The 24,330-nt window shown below is 59.0% G+C and carries 19 protein-coding genes and 1 pseudogene; 6 read left to right on the top strand and 14 right to left on the bottom strand.

The window, feature by feature from the left end; genetic code table 11:
- Positions 1-2: 2 nt before the first annotated feature.
- The 5 genes from AC1P02_RS18485 to AC1P02_RS18465 all read left to right on the top strand — a co-directional run bounded on the left by AC1P02_RS18485 (position 3) and on the right by AC1P02_RS18465 (position 6,429).
- On the top strand, positions 3-860 hold the full coding sequence (locus tag AC1P02_RS18485) for a DUF6279 family lipoprotein (RefSeq protein WP_005314875.1): 858 nt from the start codon (positions 3-5) through the stop codon (positions 858-860).
- Between the two features lie 71 nt (positions 861-931).
- The gene (locus AC1P02_RS18480; RefSeq protein ID WP_416995640.1) at positions 932-1,444 is read left to right on the top strand and encodes a hypothetical protein; all 513 of its coding nucleotides are present in this window, start codon (positions 932-934) and stop codon (positions 1,442-1,444) included.
- A 158-nt stretch (positions 1,445-1,602) separates the two neighbouring features.
- Complete coding sequence (secD, locus tag AC1P02_RS18475) at positions 1,603-3,405, top strand: protein translocase subunit SecD (protein ID WP_485182846.1); 1,803 nt, start codon at positions 1,603-1,605, stop codon at positions 3,403-3,405.
- Between the two features lie 115 nt (positions 3,406-3,520).
- A complete protein-coding gene (gene secF, locus AC1P02_RS18470) occupies positions 3,521-4,435 on the top strand; it encodes a protein translocase subunit SecF (protein ID WP_174218925.1) in 915 nt (304 codons plus the stop codon).
- A 374-nt stretch (positions 4,436-4,809) separates the two neighbouring features.
- Positions 4,810-6,429 (top strand): methyl-accepting chemotaxis protein, encoded by a 1,620-nt coding sequence (locus AC1P02_RS18465; protein ID WP_485182845.1) that lies wholly within the window; start codon positions 4,810-4,812, stop codon positions 6,427-6,429.
- Between the two features lie 197 nt (positions 6,430-6,626).
- On the opposite strand, the pseudogene AC1P02_RS18460 reads toward AC1P02_RS18465, so the two are convergent.
- A pseudogene (locus tag AC1P02_RS18460) lies at positions 6,627-6,942 on the bottom strand (NADH-quinone oxidoreductase subunit N); the annotation flags it as partial.
- Positions 6,943-7,102: 160 nt separating this feature from the next.
- On the opposite strand from AC1P02_RS18460, the gene AC1P02_RS18455 reads away from it, so the two are divergent.
- Positions 7,103-8,995, top strand: coding sequence for a M6 family metalloprotease domain-containing protein (locus AC1P02_RS18455; protein ID WP_485182844.1), 1,893 nt, complete (start codon positions 7,103-7,105; stop codon positions 8,993-8,995).
- A 196-nt stretch (positions 8,996-9,191) separates the two neighbouring features.
- On the opposite strand, the gene nuoN is transcribed toward AC1P02_RS18455, so the two are convergent.
- From nuoN to AC1P02_RS18390, 13 genes are all read right to left on the bottom strand, one after another.
- Complete coding sequence (nuoN, locus tag AC1P02_RS18450) at positions 9,192-10,655, bottom strand: NADH-quinone oxidoreductase subunit NuoN (protein WP_485182843.1); 1,464 nt, start codon at positions 10,653-10,655, stop codon at positions 9,192-9,194.
- 58 nt (positions 10,656-10,713) lie between these two features.
- Entirely contained in the window at positions 10,714-12,234 is a 1,521-nt protein-coding gene (gene nuoM / locus AC1P02_RS18445; protein ID WP_096119306.1) for an NADH-quinone oxidoreductase subunit M, read from the bottom strand.
- Positions 12,235-12,296: 62 nt separating this feature from the next.
- Positions 12,297-14,144, bottom strand: a complete 1,848-nt coding sequence (gene nuoL / locus AC1P02_RS18440) for an NADH-quinone oxidoreductase subunit L (protein WP_021140918.1) — start codon at positions 14,142-14,144, stop codon at positions 12,297-12,299.
- Positions 14,141-14,449, bottom strand: a complete 309-nt coding sequence (gene nuoK / locus AC1P02_RS18435) for an NADH-quinone oxidoreductase subunit NuoK (protein WP_005314891.1) — start codon at positions 14,447-14,449, stop codon at positions 14,141-14,143. The genes nuoL and nuoK overlap by 4 nt, the downstream gene beginning before the upstream one ends.
- On the bottom strand, positions 14,446-14,997 hold the full coding sequence (nuoJ, locus tag AC1P02_RS18430) for an NADH-quinone oxidoreductase subunit J (RefSeq protein WP_058395411.1): 552 nt from the start codon (positions 14,995-14,997) through the stop codon (positions 14,446-14,448). Before nuoJ ends, nuoK begins: the two co-directional genes overlap by 4 nt.
- A gap of 10 nt (positions 14,998-15,007) precedes the next feature.
- On the bottom strand, positions 15,008-15,550 hold the full coding sequence (gene nuoI / locus AC1P02_RS18425; protein ID WP_485182842.1) for an NADH-quinone oxidoreductase subunit NuoI: 543 nt from the start codon (positions 15,548-15,550) through the stop codon (positions 15,008-15,010).
- Between the two features lie 9 nt (positions 15,551-15,559).
- The gene (nuoH, locus tag AC1P02_RS18420) at positions 15,560-16,528 is read right to left on the bottom strand and encodes an NADH-quinone oxidoreductase subunit NuoH (RefSeq protein WP_021140921.1); all 969 of its coding nucleotides are present in this window, start codon (positions 16,526-16,528) and stop codon (positions 15,560-15,562) included.
- A complete protein-coding gene (gene nuoG, locus AC1P02_RS18415) occupies positions 16,525-19,272 on the bottom strand; it encodes an NADH-quinone oxidoreductase subunit NuoG (RefSeq protein ID WP_485182841.1) in 2,748 nt (915 codons plus the stop codon). Before nuoG ends, nuoH begins: the two co-directional genes overlap by 4 nt.
- 55 nt (positions 19,273-19,327) lie before the next feature.
- Positions 19,328-20,713: an NADH-quinone oxidoreductase subunit NuoF gene (gene nuoF, locus AC1P02_RS18410; protein WP_485182840.1), complete on the bottom strand. Its 1,386-nt coding sequence runs from the start codon at positions 20,711-20,713 to the stop codon at positions 19,328-19,330.
- On the bottom strand, positions 20,710-21,276 hold the full coding sequence (nuoE, locus tag AC1P02_RS18405) for an NADH-quinone oxidoreductase subunit NuoE (RefSeq protein WP_290025681.1): 567 nt from the start codon (positions 21,274-21,276) through the stop codon (positions 20,710-20,712). The genes nuoF and nuoE overlap by 4 nt, the downstream gene beginning before the upstream one ends.
- Before the next feature lie 74 nt (positions 21,277-21,350).
- The gene (gene nuoC, locus AC1P02_RS18400) at positions 21,351-23,156 is read right to left on the bottom strand and encodes an NADH-quinone oxidoreductase subunit C/D (protein WP_058395407.1); all 1,806 of its coding nucleotides are present in this window, start codon (positions 23,154-23,156) and stop codon (positions 21,351-21,353) included.
- A 2-nt stretch (positions 23,157-23,158) separates the two neighbouring features.
- Positions 23,159-23,833: a NuoB/complex I 20 kDa subunit family protein gene (locus AC1P02_RS18395; protein ID WP_485182839.1), complete on the bottom strand. Its 675-nt coding sequence runs from the start codon at positions 23,831-23,833 to the stop codon at positions 23,159-23,161.
- A gap of 29 nt (positions 23,834-23,862) precedes the next feature.
- Entirely contained in the window at positions 23,863-24,267 is a 405-nt protein-coding gene (locus AC1P02_RS18390) for an NADH-quinone oxidoreductase subunit A (RefSeq protein ID WP_059113242.1), read from the bottom strand.
- Positions 24,268-24,330: the final 63 nt, after the last annotated feature.

Raw genomic sequence — 24,330 nt, 5'->3', positions numbered from 1 at the left:
GCATGATGACCACCTTTTCCTGGCGTCAGCCCCGCAGCTGGAGTCTGTTGTTGCTCTGCCTGCTGCTGGTGGGTTGTTCCACCCGCGTTGTCTATTACTGGCTGGACGTGGCCATCGTCTGGCAGCTGGATGACTACTTCTCGCTGGACTCTAGCCAGAAGCGCTTGCTGGATCATGAGGTAAAAGGGCTGATGGCCTGGCACCGTCAGCACGAGGTGCCCCGTTATGCCGATGATCTCGATGCTCTGGCCAAGGCGGTCGCAAGCCCCATGAGCCCGGCGCAGGTTTCCCGCCATCTGGATGCGGCCCAGCAGAGCCTGACCCGCACCCTGGAGAACACGGTTCCCCGTGCCGTTCGGCTTGCCCGCACCCTGACCGAAGATCAGGTGGCCATGTTCATGAAGGACAGGCTCACCCGTCAGGCCGAGCGGGAGCAGGACTTTGCCCGCAAGCCCAAGGCCGAGATGCTCAAGGAGTTCACCGACAAGATGAACGAGCGACTGGTGTTCTGGATTGGCGAAGTGAAACCGGCGCAGGCGCCTTTGGTGGCGCAGTGGGTGGAGTGGCAGTATGAGCTGCAAGCCCCCTGGCTGGAGTTCCAGACCGCCTGGACCAAGGAGCTGGCCCGGCTGATGAAGCAGCGCCAGAGCCCGGACTTCGGTGCCCAGCTCACCGCCCTGTTGCAGCAGGGGGATGGGCTCATGGATGGCCGTTTCACCGGCTACACGGATCAATCCCGCCAGCGTACCGTCAACTGGCTGAGCGCCCTGAGCCAGTCGCTGGATATCTCCCAGCGCACCCATCTTTACTCCCTGCTCAAGGACTATGCCCGGGACTTTAGAAAGATGTCCGAGGGGTAAGCGCAGGGGGGCATTGCAAGGTCAACGCGGCGAGGTGATGAGCCTTGCCGCCTTGTCCTTGGCGGGCCTCTGTGGTAGTTTGCCCTTTCTATTATTTGGGAATTAACTTTTTGAGCCTGCTGGACAAAGTGAAACTGGCGCTGATGACACTGCTCATCTCGCTCACTCTGTTGCTCTCTACCGTCTCGGTGGAGGGGCTCGAGGTATCCGCTCATCCGTCTACCACCCAGCACGCTCAAGTGATGAATGATGCCGGAACAGGCGAGCAGTCAGACAGCTCGCGGGTGCTCCACAGTGCCAGTGACAGCGATGACGGCATCGTCAAGTTTGTCGGCTCCCACCAGAATCACCTGTTGCGTCTCGAGCACTCCCTGCGCAGCGATAGTCAGCCCGGCAGCGTTGTCTACGAGCTGATCATGAGCTGGTCGCAGCAGGCGATCCTGTTGCTGCTGTGCGGCCTGCTGTTCTACGCTGTCCTCTACTCCCCCAAAAACAGTTTCCGCGACCGCTTTGCCACCATTCATCGGCACAGGTTGCAACGCCAACACCTGCAATACCGCTTCTCCCAGAGCTATCTCGCCTGATCCCGATGGGGTCCGGTCTTACTGCACAGCCTCATCGCCTCCCGTAAAGCCTGCTCACCGCGCGTGAACTGGCTCACTGTCTCGTTTGTATTTTCTTGCGTGCCGTTCACCTTTTTGGTGTGCGTGCCCGCCGCCTTCTCCTGACAGAGGCTTTTGCCATGAGAAAAAAGAGTCATATTACCCTGAACCGCATGAGCAAGTGGCAGTACGCCCTGCTGCTGCTCATGCTGTTCACTTTCGCGTTTTACTCCCTGCCAACCTTCTTCGGTGAGCAGCCCTCACTTGGCCTGCATGGCCAGACCAGCCTGACAGAAGCGCAGCGCACCCTGCTGGCCGACAACCAGATAGCACCGGTCAAACAGGTACAACAAAAAGAGCGGGTCGAACTGGTGTTCGGCAGCCAGTCTGAACAGCAAAGGGCCAAACAGTTGCTGGAGCAGCAAGGCTATGACAGCGCCGCCCTGACCCTGGAGTTCTACTCCAATGCCCCGACCTGGATCAGCCAGCTCGGTGCGGCTCCCATCAAGCTCGGGCTGGACTTGCGTGGCGGCTCCCAGCTGCTGATCGGGGTCGATCTCAGCTTCGTGGTGGACAACCAGACCAGAAACCTGGTGGACATGCTGCGCAGCCAGTTCCGTGAAGCACGCCTGCGGGGTGCCAACGTGGCCCGGGTGAGCGAGGGTGAGGTGCGGGTCATACTGCCCGAGGTGGCCGATCAGGCTCCCTGGCTCAATATCATCAAGGATTCTGCCGGTACCCGACAGGATCAGTGGACCCTCAATCGCAGCGGCAACGAGCTGCGACTGGTGATGAGTGAGGCCGAGCGCACCCTGCTTGCCAACAACGCCGTGACCCAGAACCTGTCGATCCTCAAAAAACGGATCAACGAGCTCGGCATCGTCGAAGCCTCGGTCCAGCGTCAGGGCCAGGATGGCATTCGCATCGAGCTGCCCGGGGTGCACAATCCCAAGCAAGCCAAGGAAGTGATAGGCGCCACGGCATCACTCGCCTTCTATCAGGCCCAGCCGGAGAGCCGCTTCTTCATGGCAGATCGCAACGGTCAGGCGGTCGGCATGGCGCGCAAGCCGGTACTGACCGGTGAGCACATAGTCGATGCGCGGGCAGGCATGGGGGAGATGGGACAACCCCAGGTGAGCATAGTGCTCGACACCCTGGGTGGCAGCAAGATGAACCAGTTCAGCCGCCAGCATGTGGGCAGCGCCATGGCCACCGTCTTCACCGAATACAAGACCAATGCCCAGGGCAAGCTGCGTGCTCAGAGCGAAGTGATCAACGTCGCCACCATACAGACAGCCCTTGGCAACCAGTTCCGCATCACAGGCCTTGCCAGCGTACCCGAAGCCCAGGAGCTGGCCATGCTGCTGCGGGCTGGTGCCCTCACAGCGCCGCTGAAGATCCTGGAGGAGCGCTCAATCGGACCGACCCTGGGGCTGCAAAATATCGAGGCTGGGTTCACCGCGCTGGCGTTCGGCATGGCGGGCATGATGCTGTTCATGATGGCCTGGTATCGCAAGTTTGGCTGGGTTGCCATCACGGCGCTCATCGCCAACCTGCTGATGCAGGTGGGCATGCTGGCCGTGCTGCCGGGGGCCGTACTGACCCTGCCGGGGATCGCCGGCCTGGTGCTCACTGTCGGCATGGCGGTGGATACCCACGTGCTGATCTTTGAGCGGATCAAGGACCGCCTGCGTGAAGGGGGCAGCCTTGCCAATGCCATCGACTTTGGCTATCGCTCGGCGTTTCGCACCATTTTCGATGCCAACATCACCACGCTGATCTGTGCCGTTGTGCTCTACTCCATCGGCTCTGGCCCGCTGCAGGGCTTCTCCATCACCCTGATCCTGGGCCTCATCTCCAGCATGGTGACCGGTATCTGGGGTACTCGGGCCATCATCAACCCCTTGTGGGGCAAGAGCAGCGCCAAGCTGCTGAGGGTGTGACCGTGACCCCTGCATTTACTCTGTGCCATAGCGCCGCGCGTTCGAGCCTGCTCCGCGCCTGCGTCACGCGCTTCCGGTTGGGAAGCCCGAGTCAGCTGTTGTCGAGGATAAAATTATGTTGAGAATGATCGTTGCCATGGGGCTTACCCGCTGGCGTTACATTGGATTGTGGATTTCCGTGCTGCTGACAGTGGCGAGCATAGCCGTGCTGGCCATCAACGGCCTGGAGCTCGGGCTCGACTTCACCGGCGGTATCTTGCTGGAGTTTCGTATCCAGACATTGAAAGAGGCCCATGAACTCAATGCCCTGTTGAGCGCGCCGCTGGCAGGGGCCATCGAACTCAATGGCGCCGGCATTCCGGGAGAGTGGCTCATCAAGCTGCCGCCCCACGAGCTGCCTTGGCCGGCCGAGGAGCTGGCGGTCATGCTGGGTCAACAGCTCAACTTGCCGGTGGAGCTGCTGCGCACCACCATAGTCGGCCCCCAGGTGGGCGCCGAGCTGTTCCAGCAGGGGATGCTGGCGGTGCTGGTGGCCTCACTGGCCATCTCCGCCTACCTGGCGGTACGGTTCGAGTGGCGCCAGGCCATCGGCATCCTGATCTCTGTGCTGCACGATGGTCTGGTGGCAATAGGGCTGCTGGCGCTGTTCCACATCGAGTTTGACCTCAACGTGATCGCCGGCCTGATGGCGGTGATCGGTTACTCGCTCAACGACAGCATCGTCATCTCGGACCGGCTGCGGGACATCTTGAGCTCACGCACCAAACTCTCCATCTACGAGTGCTCGGACGTGGCGATCAAGGCGACCTTCAGCCGCACCATGATCACCTCGGGGACCACCCTCTTTACCGTGGGAGCCCTGCTGCTGTTCGGGGGGGATGCCTTGTTCGGCTTCGCCTTCACTCTGTTTACCGGCGTCCTGGTGGGTACCATCTCTTCCATCACGGTAGCATCGACCGTACAGGAGCTGCTGGGACTCACGCCCCAGGCGTACCAGAAAAAAGAGGAAGAGCTGGCAGAAGCGGCATGACCTGACTCGCCAGCCTTTGCAGGCAAAACGGGTTTTTGGGCAATGTGCTCAGGGGATCCAATCCTTGGCCCGTTTTGTGACAGGTGTGAATAACAAGAGGGAGGCATTGTGCCTCCCTCTTTGTTTTTGGCTGGCGGGTATGACCCAGTGAGCTTGCCTGCTGTTTATCCAGCATTGCGTTCAGGTACAGACATAGGGCATGCGATGAACGGCACTGCCACCGCCAGGGGGCGTGGCAAAGTCCCGAATAAGCGCGAGTCAAAAAGGCGTGGCTGGCCGGCCAGGGTATGCAATGAAACAGCCCGTTTCGCAGACCATTTTTTGTTTATGCATCGTCTACACTGCTATGGAGTTTCCTTATGGAGTATGCGGTTATGAACATTGCGCGCCGGCTTCAATTGATTGCCTTGCTGGTGATGGTGGCTCTCGTTTTTCTCAGTTGGTTCAGTATCAATCGCCTCGCGGCGTCCAACCAGGATCTGAGTTATGTGACGGATAATACAGTGCCAAGCATATCCTTGATCAAGGAGGTGCAGGCCGATTTCTATGAGCTGCATGCACTGATCCAGACACATGTACTCAATACCGATGATGGCAAGATGCAGCAGATTGAAACGCATATCGCTGATATACGGACAGCGATCAATTCGCTTCTGGAAAAATATAAAGCCGAGATGCTGTCCAATGATGAAGACAGGCGATTGACCGACGATGATCAGCGGATCATTGCCCAATATTATCTGGAGATAGACAAGGTCCTGTTGCTGTCGCGCCAAAACAAAAACACGGAGGCCAGAGATTATCTGGCAAACAACGTCATGACGCTGTTTGGGAAGTTTGCTCAGGCGATAGAGCGCCATGTAAAGTTCAATGTCGATCTGGGGCTGACGCTCAAGCGGCAGGGAGAAGAGAACTATGACAGCAGCCTGCAAACCTTGCTGTTTATTGCCGGTGGCACCGGCATATTGACCCTGGGGCTTTTTATCTGGTTGTTCAATCAGGTTGCCAACCCACTTCGACTTGCCATGCAGACCCTTTCCCTGATCCAGCGCGACTTGAATTTTACCCTGAGGGCAGACGTCAAGCAGCAGGATGAGATTGGGTTGACGCTCAATGCGGTCAACCGTCTTCTGGATACCTTGCAGCAAACCTTTACTGAATTTTCGGTGGGCAGTTTGCAAATTAAAAGTACGGCTGAGTCGCTCTCCCAGGCTGCGCAGCACCTTGCCAGTTCCGCGAGCCAGGCAAATGATGCAACCAGTCTGATTGCTGCGGGGGTGGAGGAGATGACGGTGAGCATCACGGATATCTCGCAGCGAACCCAGGAGACCAGCCGAATCACCAACGAGTCGGGCAAGCTTGCCAGTGACGGCGGCGCGACCATAGAGAGAACGGTGCAAGCTATCAACGAGATTGCCGACTCCATTCGCCAGGCCTCCCATGAGGTGACGGCCTTGGGCGAGGGCATTTCCCGGATCGGCGGTGTGGTGAACGTCATTCGTGACGTCGCAGGCCAGACCAATCTGCTGGCCCTCAATGCCGCCATTGAAGCGGCCCGTGCGGGTGAGCAAGGTCGAGGATTTGCGGTGGTCGCTGACGAGGTGCGCAAGCTGGCAGAGCGCACGGCTCAGTCAACCCAGGAAATTTCGGCAACGGTAGAGGCGATTCAACAAGAGTCTCAGGCCACAGTGTCCAGGATGAGTCAGGTAGAAGAAAAAGTGGTGCAAGGGGTTGCGATGGCCACTGAAAGCGGGGAGATCATCACCCAGATCCGCCATGCTTCGCACCGGGTCATGGATCAGGTCGGTGAAATCACCAATGCCATCCGTGAACAAAGCTCGGCGGCGGAATCCATCGCTCATCAGGTGGAGCAGATTGCACAGGTGGTCCAGCAGACCAGCAGTACGGCAGAAGAGACCTCGGCCGCAGCGGAAGAGCTCAATGTGACCACAGAGAGCATCCATCAGCAGATCTCTCGTTACCGTATCCAGTGATGGTCAGCGGCCCCTGATGCCGCCATCATTAAGGCAGCCCAGGGGGATGGACCCACGCAGAGGGATATCTGTGGCACCTTGATAACCCTGATATGCGCATAAGAAATCCGAAACCAGCCAAGCTGGTTTCGGATTTTTTCATATCTGGAAGATGGCCAACGGTGCCTGACACAAGGGGCACTGGCTATCAGGGCGGATTAGCGCAAGACCCGGTTCTGCAAGCCCTGTACCTGGCTGATGACCGGTTGGGGATAGATGCTCCGTGCCACCACCATGATGGCGAAGAGCAGTACCACCAGCCCGCCCGAGGTGGCGGTCCAGTCGCCCTTGGCATCACGCATCAGCATGCCGGGTTCGCGCACATAGAGGGTGACCATGACTCTCAAGTAGTAGTAGAGCGCCCAGGGCGCTGCCGAGCACTCTGGCGCCAGAGAACCACCACAGCCGGGCTTTGACCGTCACGCCAACAAGATAAAACTTGCCGATAAAGCCCAATGTCATGGGAATACCTGAGCGATTCCCTGCTCTGGGATATAACCACAAGAAATGACATGGCTTTGTTTTAATTCATGCCGGTGAATGGTTACACACATCCCAGTTTGAAAATAAAATTTGATCCCTTGGTGAACTGGATATAAGACTTATTCTGCACGGGACTCACAAGGAAGATAAAATGAAAAATGGAAGAGCAGGATGGTTAAATATTTTAACCATCATAGGGTCAGTCATGTTCGCTGTTCAAACGGAAGCCGCAGTACCTTACGTCAACTATCATCACACGGTTACGCAGCCGGATGGTTCGACACTTGAGTTGATCCTCAATGGCTCAACTCTTTACGCAGATCAACGTACTAAAGATGGCTATCCGGTTATCTATGACAATACCCTGAAAGGTTACGCTTATGCCAAGCTTTCAGAAAATGAAGAAATGTTTGAGTCGACCGGAATTCTGGTTACCGAATCGAATGGTGTTAACACAAGGTCTATACAGAAGGACACTGATATTCCTCAACATGCCAAGCGTTCTATCGTGCAACGTAACGCCAGGCAATTACAAGTTTTACAATATCAAGCCCAATCACCAAAAATCAGTGGTTTTGCCAATCAATATGCCAATGTAACAGGTAATGTTCGAGGGTTGACCATATTGATTCAGTTTCCTGATGAATCCAGCTCCATTCCACCCAGTGAGGTCATCAACTATACCAACCAAATCGGTTACACAGGCCATGGAAATGCACAATCAATCCGGGACTATTTTCGTGCCGTGTCTGGTAATAAATTGGACTATACCAATGCTGTGGTTGGATATTATACGGCCAAGAGATATAAGTCCTACTACACAGACCCCACGATAACCTATGGTGCCAGAGCAAGAGAGTTGATAGTCGAAGCGCTGGATTGGCTTGAATACACCGAAGGTTTCGACTTTTCGACCATATCGAAAGATAGTAACGGCAATATTCGTGGTTTGAATGTGTTCTATTCTGGCAGCACTGGTGGTGGCTGGGCTCAGGGCCTATGGCCTCATCAAGGTGGCTTGAACCGCTGGTGTGCCGATGGGGTCTGTGCATCCAAATACCAGATCTCCAACATGGATAGCAATTTATCTATCGGGACCTTCATCCACGAGTCAGGACACCTGTTGTTCGGCTGGCCTGATCTTTACGATTACGATGGCAGTTCAGGAGGATCCGCTGGCTCGCACTGCATTATGGGATATGGCGGTGTAACCGGTAACAGACATAAAAAACCAGTTCCACCCAATGGCTACTTTCGCTCACTGAGTGGCTGGGAAACGCTCACTGAGCTCAATCCTGCCGTTAACAGCAATGCACCTTCAGGTCTATTGAGTCATCAGGCTAACAGCAACACACTATATCGCTGGTCCAACCCGGATAAAGCCGGTGAAGCTTTTTATATAGAGACAAGAATTCAGGCCGGGCAAAATCAGTATATGCCAGGTCAAGGTCTGATTGTATGGCATGTTGATCCTGATGGTTCCAATAATAATGAGTGGTATCCATATGTTCAGATGGAGCATGCGGATGGAAATCGTGATCCAGAAAAAAATACTAATCTTGGTGATACTTATGATATGTATCATGCTTCTGGGCAAGACACGTTTGGTGATACTCAGCCCAATGCGCTGTCCAGCCGAGGAACCAATTCACGCTGGTGGAGTGGTGCTGATTCAGGGTTGGAGCTGACGAATATTAGTGCTGTCTCAAGTCGAATGACGTTTGACATCGGTGGCGAGGGTAATTCAAATCAAGAAAATTACTCAGGTTATCTGAGTGGGAAGGGCGTTAGTCATATTATTCCGAATGGCAGCTGGTTTCAATATGATGGTGGAACCCTGTATGGTGTGTTGACCGGTCCCGGGAATGCTGATTTCGATCTGTCACTGGAAAAATGGCAGAACAGTACTTGGATATCTGTGGCAACATCCACCAGCGTCACCTCGAGTGAAGCGATTAACTATGTTGCAAGCAGTGGTTATTATCGGTTTAAAGTTTATTCTTATAATGGTGAGGGGAACTATAACTTTACATTGAGGAAATAGATTCTTGTCATGAACATAAAGGGTCTTAATAAACACATTAATGGCATGTGTCGACTAAAGTCCTATTATGAATCGGTTGGCTTCGTCTGCTGACAATCACATAAATCCGAAACCAGCCAAGCTGGTTTCGGATTTTTTCACATCTAGAAGATGGGCAATGCTGCCTGACACAAGGGGCATCGGCTATCAGGGCGGGTTAGCGCAAGACCACGTTCTGGAAGCCCTGCACCAGGCTGATGACCGGTTGGGGATAGATGCCCATGGCCACCACTATGATGGCGGAGAGCAGTACCACCAGTCCGCCCGAGGTGACGGCCCAGTCGCCCTTGGCATCACGCATCTGCATGCCGGGTTCGCGCATATAGAGGGTGACCATGACCCTCAGGTAGTAGTAGAGCCCCAGGGCGCTGCCGAGCACTATGGCGCCGGAGAGCCACCACAGCCGGGCTTCGACCGTCACGCCAATAAGATAGAATTTGCCGATAAAGCCCAATGTCATGGGAATACCGGCCAGGGAGAGCATCATCACTGTCAGCACTGCGGTCAGGTAAGGGCGATGCCAGAACAGGCCGCGATAGCTGTGCAGGGAGTCCGCATCCTTGCCGCGATACGGGCTGGACATCATGCTGATGACGCCGAAGGCACCCAGGCTGGTGAACAGGTACATCAACAGATAGACACCGGCGGCTTCCACCGGTATCTGGCCGAGGCGGCTCGCCACCACCACTGCCAGCAGATAACCAAAATGGGCGATGGAGGAGTACCCCATCATCCGCTTGATGTTGGTTTGCAGCAGCGCCAGCAGGTTGCCGATGACGATGGAGATAACTGCCATGGCTGCCAGCAACCAGTGGATCATGGGATCCGCCGCCGCCGGTACCGCCAGATAGAATCGCAGCAGCACGCAGAACACGGCTATCTTGCTGACGGTGGCGAGGAAAGTGGCCACCGGCGCCGGAGCGCCTTCATACACGTCGGGTGTCCAGAGGTGGAAGGGGGCGAGCGACAGCTTGAAACCAAAGCCGACCAGCATCAACCCGAGACCGCCCATCAGCAGTGGATGATGGGCGGGGCTCTGTGCCAGGGTCAGCCCCAGATCACTGAAGCTCAGGCTGCCAGCCTGGGCATAGAGCAAGGCCATGCCGAACAGCAGAAAGGCGGTGGCGGCGGCGGAGAGCACCATGTACTTGATGCTGGCCTCCAGCGAATGGCGCTCGCGGTAGGCGTAACCCACCAGACCGAACATGGGCAGGGTCAGCATCTCGATCCCGATGAACAGCGACGCCAGATGACGGGAGCCGGCCAGCACAAGCCCGCCTATGGTAGCGATCACCAGCAGCAGGTAGAACTCTTCCCGGTTGTCCGGGTAACCCTTGAGCCAGGAGCGACCGAAGGTACAGGTAGCAAGCGCGCCGACCAGCACCAGTCCCATGTAAAAGATGGCGTAGCCATCGATCTGCAGCAGGGGAGTGATCCCCTGATCACCCTGTGCCATGACGATGGGCAGGGAGAAGAGTGTCAGGTTCAGGCCAGTGATGGTGACGACGAAGGCGGTGTCGTCACAGCGTCGCCAGGCGATGGCCAGCATCAGGGCCACCATGGTCCCCGTGGTCAGCAGCAGGGGCAAGAGCGCCAGCAGTTGAGAAGCGGTGAAGGTCATTGCAGTGCTCCTGTCGTGTGCAAGAAAGGCAACAGGGTGGGCCGTTGAGAGGAAAATGTCATTGCAAGGCTCCTGCGGATGGCAGTGCGTACCAGTGCAGCACGCTCATCAGGCTGCTGCCAGCGGTATCGAGTATGGGCTGGGGATAGACACCGAGCAGTATCAGCAGGCCGGCTATGGTCATCATCATCACCAGTTCGCGGCGATCCAGCCCCTTGAGCATGGTGGTCTCTTTGGGCGCACCGAAGCAGGCCCGTTGCAACATGATGAGGGAGTAGACGGACGCCAGCACCAGCCCGAAGGTAGCGATGACAGTGATGACGGGGGCGACCTGGAAACTGCCGATCAGGATAAGGAACTCGCCGACGAAGTTGCCGGTGCCCGGCATGCCAAGGGAAGCCACCGAGAAGAATAGCATGACGCCGGGCAGGTAACGCAGTCGACCCCAGAGGCCACCCATCAGGCGCAAATCCCGGGTATGCAGCCGCTCGTAAAGCTGACCACACAGGATGAAGAGGCCAGCGGCAGAGAGTCCGTGAGCAATCATCTGCACCACGGCACCTTGCAATGCCAGTTCGCTGCCTGAGTAGATGGCGATCATCACAAAGCCCATGTGGGAGATGCTGGTGTAGGCCACCAGCCGCTTGATGTCGGTCTGGGCAAAGGCCACCAGGGCGCCGTAGATGATGCCGATGAGACCCAGCGCCATGGCGTAGGGGGCAAATTCGGCAGAGGCCTCCGGAAACAGGGGCAGGGCAAAACGCAGCAGGCCGTAGGCAGCGGTTTTGAGCAAGATGCCTGCCAGGTCAACCGAGCCCGCGGTCGGCGCCTGACTATGGGCGTCCGGCAGCCAGCCGTGCAGTGGCACCAGCGGCATCTTGACCGCGAAGGCGATGAAGAAGCCCAGCATCAACAGCCACTGGACACCCGTGCTCATGGGCGTGTGGAGCAGATCCGCGTAGTTAAAGGTGAAGACGCCAGTGGCGGCATGGTGGGTCAGCACCAGACCCAGGATGGCGACCAGCATGATGAGTCCGCTGACCTGGGTGTAGATGAAGAACTTGGTGGCGGCGTTGATCCGTGACTTGCCATCGGTGACCGAATGGCCCCACAGCGCGATCAGGAAGTACATGGGAACCAGCATCATCTCCCAGAAGAAGAAGAACAGGAACAGGTCCACGGCCATGAAGACACCGAGCACGCCCCCCAGGATCCAGAGCAGGTTGAGGTGGAAGAAGCCGATGCGCTGCACTATCTCCTTCCATGAGCAGAGGATGGCCAGTACCCCGATAAAGCAGGTGAGCATCACCATCAACAGGGAGAGGCCATCCACCGCCAGGTGCAAGGAGATGCCAAAGCGGGGGATCCAGGGCAGTTGCAGCTCGGCGGCCCAGACGGGCACGCCGGTCTGGTTGATCAGGGTGAAGTCACCGCTCCACCAGATAGCGCAGGAGAGCAACAGGCAGGCGCTCATCGACAACAGGGCAACCCAGCGTACGAATTGCTCACCAAGGCGCTCCATCTGCCAACAGAGCAGACCGCCGATGAAAGGAATTAACAAGATCCAGAGTAAGGTCACGATATCAGCTCTCGTTTATGTGCGAGTAATGGTACTAGTCCGCGTTCAGGGGCCGCATGGGGTCAGCCAAGCAGCAACAGAGCCAGGATCAGGGTGGCACCCATCCCCATGGAGGCGGCATACCAGCGCAACTTGCCGGAAACGGTCCAGACCAACAGCTGGTGGCCGCGCTGTGCCAGCCAGGCGGGCAGGTTCATCATCCAGTCCAGCGGGTCCTTGCCAAGCAGTCGGGTCCCCAGCAGATAGGGTTTGACCCACAGCCGTTCATACAACCAGTCAAAGCCCCAGGCATTGAACCAGAGGGTGCTGAGCAGACGGCCCGGCGCGCTGTTCGCCACGCTGGTGGCCAGTCGACGCTCACCCAGGAACAGGAAGGCTGCCAGGGCAATGCCCGCGATGGCAACAATGCCTGAGACGATCTCCAGGGTATGGCGACCCGCTTCGATATTGTCTCCTGGCCCGGCTGGCAGTACTCCGGCCAGTGGCGGCACTATCAGGGCCCCAATACCTGTGGAGAGCACCAGCAACACCAGCAGCGGCAGCTGGTGGGCCAGACCGTGACCGGCATGGGCTTGCGTCTGCACCTTGCCGTGGAAGGCGATGAAAATGAGGCGGAAGGTATAGAGCGAGGTCAGGAAGGCGCCCACCAGACCCGCCCACAACAGGGTGGTCTGGCCGGATGCCTGCACCTGCCACAGGATGGCGTCTTTACTGTAGAAACCGGCGGTCACCAGCGGCAATGCAGCCAGCGCCGACCCCCCAACCAGGAAGCAGGCATAGACCAGCGGCAAGCTTTTGCGCAGGCCCCCCATCTTGAAGATGTTCTGCTCATGGTGACAGGCAACGATGACGGCACCTGCGGAGAGGAACAAGAGCGCCTTGAAAAAGGCGTGGGTCATCAGATGGAAAATGGCCCCTTCCCAGGCACCGACCCCGAGGGCCAGAAACATGTAACCAATCTGGCTCATGGTGGAGTAGGCGAGGATCCGCTTGATATCGGTCTGCACCAGGGCTGCGAAACCGGCCAGCACCAGAGTAATGGCACCGACCAGCGCCACCAGATGCAGGATCTCGGGGGCCAGCAGGAAGAGGCCGTGGGTGCGGGCAATCAGGTAGACACCGGCGGTCACCATGGTGGCGGCGTGGATGAGGGCCGAGACCGGGGTCGGGCCCGCCATGGCATCCGCCAGCCAGGTTTGCAGCGGCAGCTGGGCAGATTTGCCGACCGCACCGCCCAGCAACATCAGGCAGGCCAGGGAGAGGGCAGGGGAGCCCTCGGCAAACATGACGGGGGCGCGTACCAGCAGCTCGTGGATGTTGAGGGTGCCCAGCTCCCGGTAAAGGATGAAGAGGCCGATGGCGAGGAAGACGTCGCCGACCCGGGTCACCACAAAGGCTTTGAGGGCTGCAGCCCCGTTGGCCGGGTTGCGGTAGTAGAAGCCGATCAACAGGTAGCTGCACAGCCCCACCCCTTCCCAGCCGAGGTAGACGAACAGCAGGTCATCGGCCAGCACCAGAAACACCATGCTGGCGATGAAGAGGTTGGTATAGGTAAAGAAGCGGGAATAGCCCTCTTCCCCGCGCATGTACCAGGAGGCGAACAGGTGGATGAAGAAACCCACCCCTGTCACTACCCCCAGCATGGTCAGCGACAGGCCGTCCAGTGCGAGGCGGAAGCTGGGACTGAAGTTGCCCACCGCCATCCATTGCCACAGGGTCTGGGTATAGACGCCGCCGACCGGCATGGCGGTGAGGAAATCGACGCCGACCCACAGGGTGGTGAGGGCCGACAACCCTATGCTGCCAACCCCGATCAGGGCCGAGGTGCGCTCGCCGAAACGGCCGATGGAGAAGGCCAGCACCAGCCATCCCAGCAGCGGAAATAGAAACGTCAGGTATAAGAGGCTCATCCGCGCATCTCGCTCACAGTGTCCACGTTGAGGGTGTGGTAACGACGATAGAGCAGCAGTAACAGGGCGAGGCCGATACTGGCCTCCGCTGCCGCCAGAGAAATCACCAGTATGTACATGATCTGGCCATCTGCCTGGGCCCAGCGGCTGCCAGCCACTACGAACGCCAGCGCCGAGGCATTCATCATGATCTCGATACTCATGAGAATAAACAGCAAGTTACGGCGGATCAGCAGACCGCATAACCCGATGCAGAACAGGATCGCAGCCAGCAGAAGGCCGTGTTCCATTGGAATGCCATTCATAGCGGTCCTCCTTCTTGTGACGAGCGTGATGAGGCGCGGGGGACAGAAAGCACCTCGCCGCTCTTGTCTTCACGACCCAGATGGTAGGCGGTCACCAGACCCGCCAGCAGCAGGATGGAGGCCAGCTCCACTGCCAGCACATAGGGGCCGAACAGGGCTATGCCCACCTCTTTCGCACTGACGTCACTCAGACCAAGCTGACCACCGGTCACGCCCAGGATGCCGTAGGCCAGAAAGCCGAGCAGGATGAGAGAGAGCAGGGCGGGGCCGCCCCAGGTCATGGGGGTGAGCCACTTCTTCTCCTGGGCCTGGGACGACCCCAGGTTCAGCATCATCACCACGAACACGAACAGCACCATGATGGCGCCCGCATAGACGATCACCTGCAGGGCGCCCGCGAAAGAGGCCCCCAGGCAGAAGAAGATCATGGCCACGGCGATGATCGAAATGATGAGATTGAGCAGCGCATGCATGGGATTGCTGGTGCTGATCACCCGCAGCGTGCTGTAAACGGCGACCAGGGCCGCGGCATAAAATGCCAGTTCCATGATTGACTCCTCAGGGCAGCAGGCTTTTGACATCGATGGGTTTGGCTTCGTGCTCGGCATCCCCTTTCGGCTTGCCGTCGATGGCCATCCCGCTCATGCGATAGAAGTTGTAGTCCGGGTATTTGCCGGGCCCGCTGATCAGCAGCTCTTCTTTCTCGTACACCAGATCCTGGCGGCGGTATTCCCCCATTTCGAAATCCGGCGTCAGCTGGATGGCGGTAGTGGGGCAGGCTTCTTCGCACAAGCCGCAGAAGATGCAGCGGGAGAAGTTGATGCGAAAGAACTCGGGATACCAGCGGCCATCGTCGCGTTCGGCTTTTTGCAGCGAGATGCAACCGACCGGGCAGGCCACGGCGCACAGGTTGCACGCCACACAGCGCTCGTCACCGTCCGGATCACGGGTCAGTACGATACGACCACGGTAGCGGGGCGTGCTATAGACGGATTCCTCCGGATAGCTCAGGGTCTCGCGGGGACGCCAGGCATGGGAGAACACCATGCCCAGGCTACGTAACTGGGTGCCGACACCCTTGATGATGTTAATGATTTTCATAGTCGTGCCTCACTGCACATTTATCAGCACCACAGCGCCGGTGATCAGCATATTGACAAGGGTCAACGGCAAGCAGACTTTCCAGCCAAACGACATCACCTGGTCAAAGCGCGGCCTTGGCAAGGAAGCCCGCAGCAGGATGAAGAACACCATGAAACAGGCGGTCTTCAGGGCAAACCAGATGAAAGGGGGTAACCAGGGGCCATGCCAGCCACCGAAGAACAGGGTCACTATGAGCGAGGAGATCAGCACTATGCCGATGTATTCGCCCACGAAGAAGAGACCCCATTTCATGCCCGCGTACTCGATGTGATAACCGTCGGCGAGCTCCTGCTCGGCCTCCGGCTGGTCAAACGGGTGACGGTGGGTGACGGCGACACCGGCAAACAGAAAGGTGATGAAGCCCAGTATCTGGGGCACCACGTTCCACAAGCCGGCCTGGGCCTCGACTATGTCTCTCAGGTTGAAGCTGCCGGTCTGGATCACTATTCCCATCAGGGAGAGCCCCAGGAACACTTCATAGGAGAGGGTCTGGGCAGAGGCGCGCAGGCTGCCGAGCAATGAGTACTTGTTGTTGCTCGACCAGCCGGCGAACAGCACGGCATAGACAGCGAGCCCCGCTATGGCCAGGATGTAGAGCAGCCCCACGTTGAGATCCGCCACGCCCCAGGTGGGGGTGATGGGTACCACCGCAAACGCCAGAATAAAAGCTGTGAAGGCGATGATGGGAGCCAGGATGAAGATCCGGCGATCGGCGAACGGCGGGATCCAGTCTTCCTTGAAGAACATCTTGATCATGTCGGCCGCCAGTTGCAGCAGGCCGAACGGGCCCACCCGATTGGGGCCGTATCTGTCCTGCCACAGGGCTAGCAGGCGGCGTTCGATGAAGCTCATGAAGGCGCCAGCCCCCACTATCCCCACCAGCACTATCAATGCCTTGCCAACCTCCAGCAACAGGTCGATCAGGGAATCACTCATGCGATGGCCTCCTGCAGGTTGTTGATATAGGCCTGTTGCAGTGCGGTCGGCAGACCGTTCACTCCAAGGGGCAGTCCCAGCAGGCCCTGAGCCAGGGTATGGCTCAGTCGCAGCTTCAGACGCCAGTGGTTGCCACCCCAGGAGAAGCTCACCTGGTTGCCCGCCTTGAGGGCAAGGCGAGCTGCATCGGCCGGGTTCAGCACCATCTCGGGTTCGTTCATGCGCGCCTGTATGACGGGGCTTCTGGCGGAGAGCTCCTCGCCGCCAAACAGCTGGTCATAGTTGACCACCTGCAGGGCTTCCTGGGCAGTGAAGGGGGCAGGAATGGTGTCGAACCAATCCAGGGTGTCGTCGCCTGGCTCCAGCAGACGGCGACCGGGATCGCCGGCCCGGAGGTTGCCACCTACCTCGCTCTGGAACTTGTTCCAGGCAGAGGGAGAGTTCCACCCCGGCGCCCAGGCGAACGGCACCTGCTGCATCGGCTGACGGGCACCGGCATAGCCTTCCATGGAGAAGCTGAAGGGGGAATCCGGGTCTTGCGCCACTCTGGGTTCGCTGACGTTCTGATCTGCCAGCATGGAGGTGCGGCCGCTGTAGCGGTGCGGTTCACGGGCCAGCTTCATGCCACGGATCCGCAATCCGGCGTTGGGGGCCGCTTCCTGCATGGTGGCCAGCAGCGGATGGCTGGTGGCGCAGTCATGGCTTATCTGCTCATAGGTCTGCCAGCGCAGCGGTTGGCGCAGGAGGGCGCCTTGCAGCGCGGCCAGCCAGCGCCACCCTTCACGCACCTGAATGTCGGCGTTGTAGAAGGCGGGGGCGTAGACCTGGAAGAAGCGCTGGGCGCGCCCCTCCATATTGACCAGGGTGCCATCGGCCTCGGCAAAGCTGGCGGCAGGGAGCACCAGATCGGCTTTTTGAGCGGTCTGGGTAGCTTGATGATCGATGACCAGCAGGTGTTGCAGACGATTGAAGGCGGCATCGACCCGATTGCGCGGGGCACGGCGATAGAGATCGTTCTCCAGGGTCACCAGCGCCAGATTATCCTGGGCCTCGATGCGGGTGAGTGCGGCTTCCAGCGGGGCGGCGTTGCCGGCCAGCATGGCCAGCCCCAGGCTGTTGGCCTCTTGTGCCACCAGTGCCAGACTGACGTCCTGACCGCGGCCTTTGAGGGCGCGGGCGATGTTGCTGGCCGCGTCGATCAATGCCGGGGTGCGGGCGCCCGAGCCTGCGATGATGAGCGGCTTTTTGGCATTGCCAAGCAGGTCGGCCCAGCGAGCGGCTTGCGCCTGCTGCTCTTGGCCGAGATCGGACAGTGCTGGCGCCGAGCTGTCGAGCAGATGGGCGATGGCAAAGCCGAGGCGGGCTTGATCCGCATGGGGGGCGTGCAGTTTTTCTGCCGCCACGTCGTCGAGGCGGGTGCTGTCCAGGCTGGTGATGAGCAGCGGATAGCGCTCATTCTGGCCCAGGGTCTGCACAGCGGCGACCTGCCACAAGTCCACCTTCATTTTGCGGGCGATTTCACGGGCCTTGCCCTTGACCGATTGGCGCAGCGCCAGGGCGATACGGGCGGCGCTCATGGTGACATCTTCACCGAGCACCAGAATGGCGTCGGCCTCTTCCATGTCCCGCAGGCTCGGCGTGCGAATACCGCCGTGCTGCAGTATGTGCAGCATCTTTTGCAGACACGCCCACTCGCTTTGCTCAACGCCGCAATAGAAGTTGTCGGCCCCGACCAGTTCGCGCAGGGCGAAGTTGCTCTCCAGCGACGCGCGCGGTGAGCCGATGCCGATGACGGCGCTGGCGGTGCGCAGGGCATCGGCGGCGCGGTTGAGGGCGCCATCCACAGTGATGGCCAGCGGGTCGTTGCCATCGCGCTGCTCTTTGTCTACCCGAAGCAGCGGTTGACGGGGACGGTCAGCCAGATTGACGTAGCCATAGCCAAAGCGGCCACGATCGCAAAGGAAGTAGTGATTGATGCCGCCATGGAAGCGGTTTTCTATGCGGCGCAGCTCGCCATAACGCTCACCCGGGCTGATGTTGCAGCCCACCGAGCACTGCTGGCAGACGCTGGGGGCAAACTGCATGTCCCACTTGCGGTTGTAACGCTCTGAGTGGGTCTTGTCGGTGAAAACGCCGGTGGGGCAGACCTCCACCAGGTTGCCGGAGAATTCGCTCTCCAGGGTGCCATCTTCGACTCGGCCGAAATAGACGTTGTCGTGGGCGCCATAGACCCCCAGATCCTCGCCACCGGCGTAATCCTTGTAGTAACGCACGCAGCGATAACAGGCGATGCAGCGGTTCATCTCGTGATTGATGAAGGGCCCCAGTTCCTGATTCTGGTGGGTACGCTTGGTAAAACGGTAGCGACGGCTGTTGTGGCCTGTCATCACCGTCATGTCCTGCAGGTGGCAGGCTCCGCCCTCTTCACAGACAGGGCAGTCGTGGGGGTGGTTGGTCATCTGCCACTCCACCACACACTTGCGAAACTCTTTCGCCTCTTCGTCTTCGATGGAGATATAGGTGCCATCGGTAGAGGGGGTCATGCAGGACATGACCAGCCGGCCGCGCTTGTCGTCGGCATTCTGATACTGCTTGACCGCACACTGGCGGCAGGCACCCACGCTACCCAGCGCCGGATGCCAGCAAAAATAGGGGACGTCCAGACCCAGCGACAGACAGGCCTGCAGCAGGTTGTCTGCCCCGTCTACCTCGTACTCTTTACCGTCTACAAAAATGGTCGCCATACAACGTTCCTGAAACCTATGGTGAAATCGGCTATTGCCCGATGCGCCTTGGCGCTTACCAGCGTTCGCCCAGCAGATTGGGCTGGATCCCTTTGAGCAGCGAGTGATGGTCGCTTGGCCCCTTGATACCGGCCTCGAATTCGGATCTGAAATACTTGAGTGCGCTGGCAAGGGGTTCGACGGCGCCGGGCGCGTGGGCACAGAAGGTTTTGCCCGGCCCAAGGAAATTGCAAAGCTGCTCCAGGGTCGCGAGATCCCCTTGCTGTCCCTCGCCACGCTCCAGTGCCCGCAGCAGCTTGACGCTCCAGGGCAGGCCATCACGGCACGGGGTGCACCAACCGCAGGATTCGCGAGCGAAGAACTCTTCCATGTTGCGCAAGAGCCCAACCATGTTGACGCTGTCATCGACCGCCATGGCCAGACCCGTCCCCATACGGGTGCCCACTTTGCCGATACCGGCGGTATACATCTGGGCATCCAGGTGCTCTGGCAGCAGGAAGCCGGTGCCAGCCCCGCCCGGTTGCCACGCCTTGAGGCGGTAGCCTGGCTTCATGCCACCGGCGTAGTGCTCAAACAGCTCGCGGGCAGTGATGCCAAAGGGCAGCTCCCAGACGCCAGGGTTGTTCACCTTGCCGGAGAACCCCATCAGCTTGGTGCCGTGATCTTCAGAACCCGGCAGCGCCAGTCCCTGATACCAGGCCACGCCATTGCCTATGATGGCGGGCACGTTGCACAGGGTTTCGACGTTGTTGACGCAGGTGGGTTTGCCCCAGACACCGGAAACGGCGGGGAAGGGGGGCTTGGCGCGCGGGTTGGCGCGCCGGCCTTCCAGTGAGTTGATGAGGGCTGTCTCTTCGCCGCAGATGTAACGACCGGCGCCGGTGTGGACGAACAGCTCGAAATCAAAACCGGATCCCAGAATGTTCTTGCCGAGCAGGCCGGCGGCCTTGGCCTCTTCCACCGCACGGCGCAGATGGACGGCGGCATCCACGTATTCACCGCGCAGGAAGATATAGCCGCGATAGGCCTTGAGCGCCTTTGCGGAGATGAGCATGCCCTCGATCAGCAGGTGGGGCAGCTGCTCCATCAACAGGCGATCTTTCCAGGTATTGGGTTCCATCTCGTCGGCATTGCAGAGCAGGTAACGTATGTTCATGCTCTCGTCTTTGGGCATCAGCCCCCACTTCACCCCTGTGGGGAAGCCGGCGCCGCCACGACCCTTGAGACCGGCATCCTTGACGGTGCCGACTATCTCATCCGGGCTCATCTGGCCCAGCGCCTTGCGGGCCGCGTCATAGCCTTGCTTGCTCTGGTATTCATCCAGCCAGACCGGCTGGCCGTCGTCACGCAGTCGCCAGGTGAGCGGATGAGTCTCGGGAGCTCGGGGCGTGCGGTTGGCGGTGCCGAGAGAAGCGAGGATCTTGTTGGTTGGAAGACTCATGGATAAGCCTCCAGCGTCTTGATCAGTGTGGCGGCATCGAACCCGCCATAGGTGTCGTCATCGATCATCAGGGCCGGGCCCTTGTCGCAGTTGCCGAGGCAGCAGACGGGCAGCAGGGTGAAGCGGCCATCGGCGCTGGTCTGGCCGGGGGCCAGATCCATCACTTCCTTGAGGCCGGCCAGCAGCCCTTCGTGGCCGTTGATGTAACAGACCATGCTGTCACAGACGCGGATGATGTGGCGGCCTACCGGCTGACGGAAGATCTGACTGTAGAAAGTGGCGACCCCTTCCACGTCGCTGGCGGGAATGCCGAGCTCGGTGGCGATGGCATAAATGGCACCGTCCGGTACCCAGCCACGGGCCTGCTGCACGATCTTGAGCGCTTCAATGCTGGCGGCGCGGGGATCTTCGTAGTGGTGTTTCTCATGTTCGATGGCGTCCCGTTCGGCCTGGCTCAGGACGAAGCCGTCTGTTGGTCCAGGGACGGGTCCATCCCCCTTGCCCCCGCACGCACTCTGCCCCTGCGGGGTCTGACTGTTTTGGCACTGACATTGCTGGCTCATGGCTTAACCTTTTGTGGCTTATTCTTTTTGTCTCGTCACGGTTGTTGAGTGCTGTGGTTTGATTACCCGAGGACTCAACGATCCACATCCGACATAACGAAATCGATACTGCCCAGATAGACGATGAGATCCGACACCATGCTGCCCTTGATCACGGAGGGGATCTGTTGCAGGTGAGCAAAGCTCGGGGTGCGGATCCGGGTCCGGTAGCTCATGGTGGAGCCATCGCTGGTCAGGTAATAACTGTTGATCCCCTTGGTGGCCTCTATCATCTGGAACGACTCGGCGGCCGGCATCACAGGGCCCCACGACACTTGCAGAAAGTGGGTGATCAGCGTCTCTATGTCTTGCAGGGTGCGATCCTTGGGGGGCGGTGTGGTGAGGGGGTGATCCGCCTTGAAGGGCCCCTCCGGCATGTTCTTCATGCACTGCTCTATGATCGACAGGCTCTGGCGGATCTCCTCGATGCGTACCGTGGCCCTGTCATAGGCATCGCCATTGCTACCGACCGGCACTTCGAAGTCGAACTGGTCATAACCCGAATAAGGGCGCCATTTGCGCACGTCAAAGTTGAGGCCCGTGGCCCGCAGACCCGCCCCCGTCGTGCCCCAGGCGAGCGCCTGCTCAGTGGTGTAGGCAGAGACGCCAATGGTGCGTCCGCGCAAAATGCTGTTGCGCATGGCGGCTTTTTCATAATCCATCAGACGCTTGGGCAGCCAGCTCAGCAGATTGTCCTGCACCAGTCGCTGCCATCCCTTGGGCAAGTCGTGGGCAACGCCACCGATACGGAACCAGGCCGGGTGCATGCGGGCACCCGTGATGGCTTCGATGATGGTGTAGATCTTCTGCCGGTCGGTGAAGGTAAAGAAGACAGGGGTCATGGCCCCCACGTCCTGAATATAGGTGCCAAGGAACAGGAGGTGGCTCTGGATGCGGAACAGCTCCGCCATCATCACCCGGATCACGTCGACCCGGTTCGGCACCTTGATGCCGGCCAGTTTCTCCACTGCCAGCACGTAAGGCAGGTTGTTCATTACCCCGCCCAGATACTCGACCCTGTCTGTGTAGGGGATATAGCTGTGCCAGGACTGGCGCTCACCCATCTTTTCGGCACCGCGATGGTGATAACCGATGTCGGGCACGCAGTTGCGGATCTCTTCGCCATCGAGTTGCAACACCAGTCGGAAGGCGCCGTGGGCGGACGGGTGGTTGGGACCGAGGTTCAAGAACATATAGTCCTCGTTCTCGTTGCCACGGGCCATGCCCCACTCTTCCGGTTTGAACAGCAGGTTCTCCTGCTCCATGTCCTGCTTGGCGGCATCGAGCATGAAGGGATCGAACTCGGTGGCCCGTGCAGGATAGTCCTTGCGCAGCGGGTGACCCTGCCAGCTCTTGGGCATCATGATGCGGGTCAGATGGGGATGGCCGTCGAAGGTAATGCCCAGCAGATCCCACACTTCCCGCTCATACCAGTTGGCGTTGGGGAAGTGGCCTGTGAGGGTGGGAAGATGCAGGTCGCTCTCGGCAAGGGGCACTTTGAGCATCACATCGGCGTTACGGTCGATGGAGATGAAGTGATAGAAGACGGTGAAGTCGCTCTGGGGCAGGCCGTCACGATGGCTGCGCAGCCGTTCGTCGGTGGCGCTCAGGTCATACAGCATCACGAATGGGGAGGGGAGCTTGCGCAAAAAGCCCACCACATCCAGCAGCAGTTCGCGGGCGAGCCAGATCACGGGTACGCCGGTACGGGTACTCTGCACGGTGAAACGCTCGGCACCGAAGTGGGCAAACAGTTCGCCGACAACCTGGGCATCCTGGTGATCGCTGGGTTGCCACTGGGCCATGGTGTAATTGCTGGGAAAATCGCGAGTCAGTTTCATGGTCAGATCTCATCCGGCGTGCGCAGGTTGGTCACCTTGATCCGCTCGCCCCGTTTGCGGTCTTTCTCGGCCGGCATGTCGGGACGGTAGATCCCCTGATCGCCGACGACCCAGGAGAGGGGGCGGCGTTCCTTGCCAATGGAGTCCTGCAGCAGCATCAGGGCTTGCAGGAAGGCCTCAGGACGGGGCGGGCAGCCCGGAATATAGACGTCGACCGGCAGGAACTTGTCTACCCCCTGTACCACTGAATAGATGTCATACATGCCGCCCGAGTTGGCGCAGGCGCCCATGGAAATGACCCACTTGGGCTCGAGCAACTGTTCATACAGTCGCTGGATGACAGGCGCCATCTTGATGAAGGGGGTTCCGGCGATCACCATGAAATCCGCCTGACGGGGCGAGGCCCGGATCACTTCGGCACCGAAGCGGGCCACGTCATGGGGGGAAGTGAACGCGGTACACATCTCCACATAGCAGCAGGAGATACCGAAGTTGTAGGGCCAGAGGGAGTTTTTGCGACCCCAGTTGACGGTGTCTTGCAACACCTCCTCGAGACGCCCCATCATGATGCCGCGTGTCGCATCTTGTGACAGCGGGTCATCGACGGTCTGGCTCTGTTCCTGTGGATAGCGCTCAACGGGCGCATCCGGGTCAATCCGGGTCAGGGTGTACTTCATGGTGCAACCTCAAAGAGAGAATCAGTAAGTCAGTCAGGCTTCTTGTCGGTCAGGGCGCGTTTTTTCGGTGCCCAGTCGAGGGCGCCGATACGCCACAAGTAGAGGAGTCCTACCAGCAGCAAGCCGATAAAGATGGCGGCTTCAATGAAGCCGACCCAGCCGCTTTCCCGAACGGAAACAGACCAGGCAAACAGGTAAAGCGCCTCTACGTCGAAGATGACGAAGAACATGGCAACCAGATAGAACTTGGCGGAGAAGCGCAGGCGGGCGTTACCCACAGAATCGACGCCAGACTCGAAGGGAGTGTTCTTGGCGCGGCCGTGGGCGCGCCCACCCAGCAGGGCGGCCAGGCCGATCATCATCAGACAGAGGCAGATGGCTGCAATGACATAAATGGCAAAAGCCCAATGTTGAACAGCAATATCAGCAAACATAGAGATTTTCCCTAACCAAATTAATCACGTGACTTAACAGTAATGTTACGCATTATGACACTT

This window comes from Aeromonas sp. TS_SC_11, from assembly GCF_057318915.1.
Note: the sequence above shows the minus strand (reverse complement) of the source record. Positions and strands in the feature narration are given on the sequence as shown.

Excerpts from the sequence above, each read along its gene's own strand:
- AC1P02_RS18485 (WP_005314875.1), top strand. The coding sequence starts at position 3 with ATGATGACCACCTTTTCCTGGCGTCAGCCCCGCAGCTGGAGTCTGTTG.
- secD (WP_485182846.1), top strand. The coding sequence starts at position 1,603 with ATGAGAAAAAAGAGTCATATTACCCTGAACCGCATGAGCAAGTGGCAG.
- secF (WP_174218925.1), top strand. The coding sequence starts at position 3,521 with ATGTTGAGAATGATCGTTGCCATGGGGCTTACCCGCTGGCGTTACATT.
- AC1P02_RS18465 (WP_485182845.1), top strand. The coding sequence starts at position 4,810 with ATGAACATTGCGCGCCGGCTTCAATTGATTGCCTTGCTGGTGATGGTG.
- AC1P02_RS18455 (WP_485182844.1), top strand. The coding sequence starts at position 7,103 with ATGAAAAATGGAAGAGCAGGATGGTTAAATATTTTAACCATCATAGGG.
- nuoN (WP_485182843.1), bottom strand. The coding sequence starts at position 10,655 with ATGACCTTCACCGCTTCTCAACTGCTGGCGCTCTTGCCCCTGCTGCTG.
- nuoL (WP_021140918.1), bottom strand. The coding sequence starts at position 14,144 with ATGAGCCTCTTATACCTGACGTTTCTATTTCCGCTGCTGGGATGGCTG.
- nuoK (WP_005314891.1), bottom strand. The coding sequence starts at position 14,449 with ATGAATGGCATTCCAATGGAACACGGCCTTCTGCTGGCTGCGATCCTG.
- nuoJ (WP_058395411.1), bottom strand. The coding sequence starts at position 14,997 with ATGGAACTGGCATTTTATGCCGCGGCCCTGGTCGCCGTTTACAGCACG.
- nuoI (WP_485182842.1), bottom strand. The coding sequence starts at position 15,550 with ATGAAAATCATTAACATCATCAAGGGTGTCGGCACCCAGTTACGTAGC.
- nuoH (WP_021140921.1), bottom strand. The coding sequence starts at position 16,528 with ATGAGTGATTCCCTGATCGACCTGTTGCTGGAGGTTGGCAAGGCATTG.
- nuoG (WP_485182841.1), bottom strand. The coding sequence starts at position 19,272 with ATGGCGACCATTTTTGTAGACGGTAAAGAGTACGAGGTAGACGGGGCA.
- nuoF (WP_485182840.1), bottom strand. The coding sequence starts at position 20,713 with ATGAGTCTTCCAACCAACAAGATCCTCGCTTCTCTCGGCACCGCCAAC.
- nuoE (WP_290025681.1), bottom strand. The coding sequence starts at position 21,276 with ATGAGCCAGCAATGTCAGTGCCAAAACAGTCAGACCCCGCAGGGGCAG.
- nuoC (WP_058395407.1), bottom strand. The coding sequence starts at position 23,156 with ATGAAACTGACTCGCGATTTTCCCAGCAATTACACCATGGCCCAGTGG.
- AC1P02_RS18395 (WP_485182839.1), bottom strand. The coding sequence starts at position 23,833 with ATGAAGTACACCCTGACCCGGATTGACCCGGATGCGCCCGTTGAGCGC.
- AC1P02_RS18390 (WP_059113242.1), bottom strand. The coding sequence starts at position 24,267 with ATGTTTGCTGATATTGCTGTTCAACATTGGGCTTTTGCCATTTATGTC.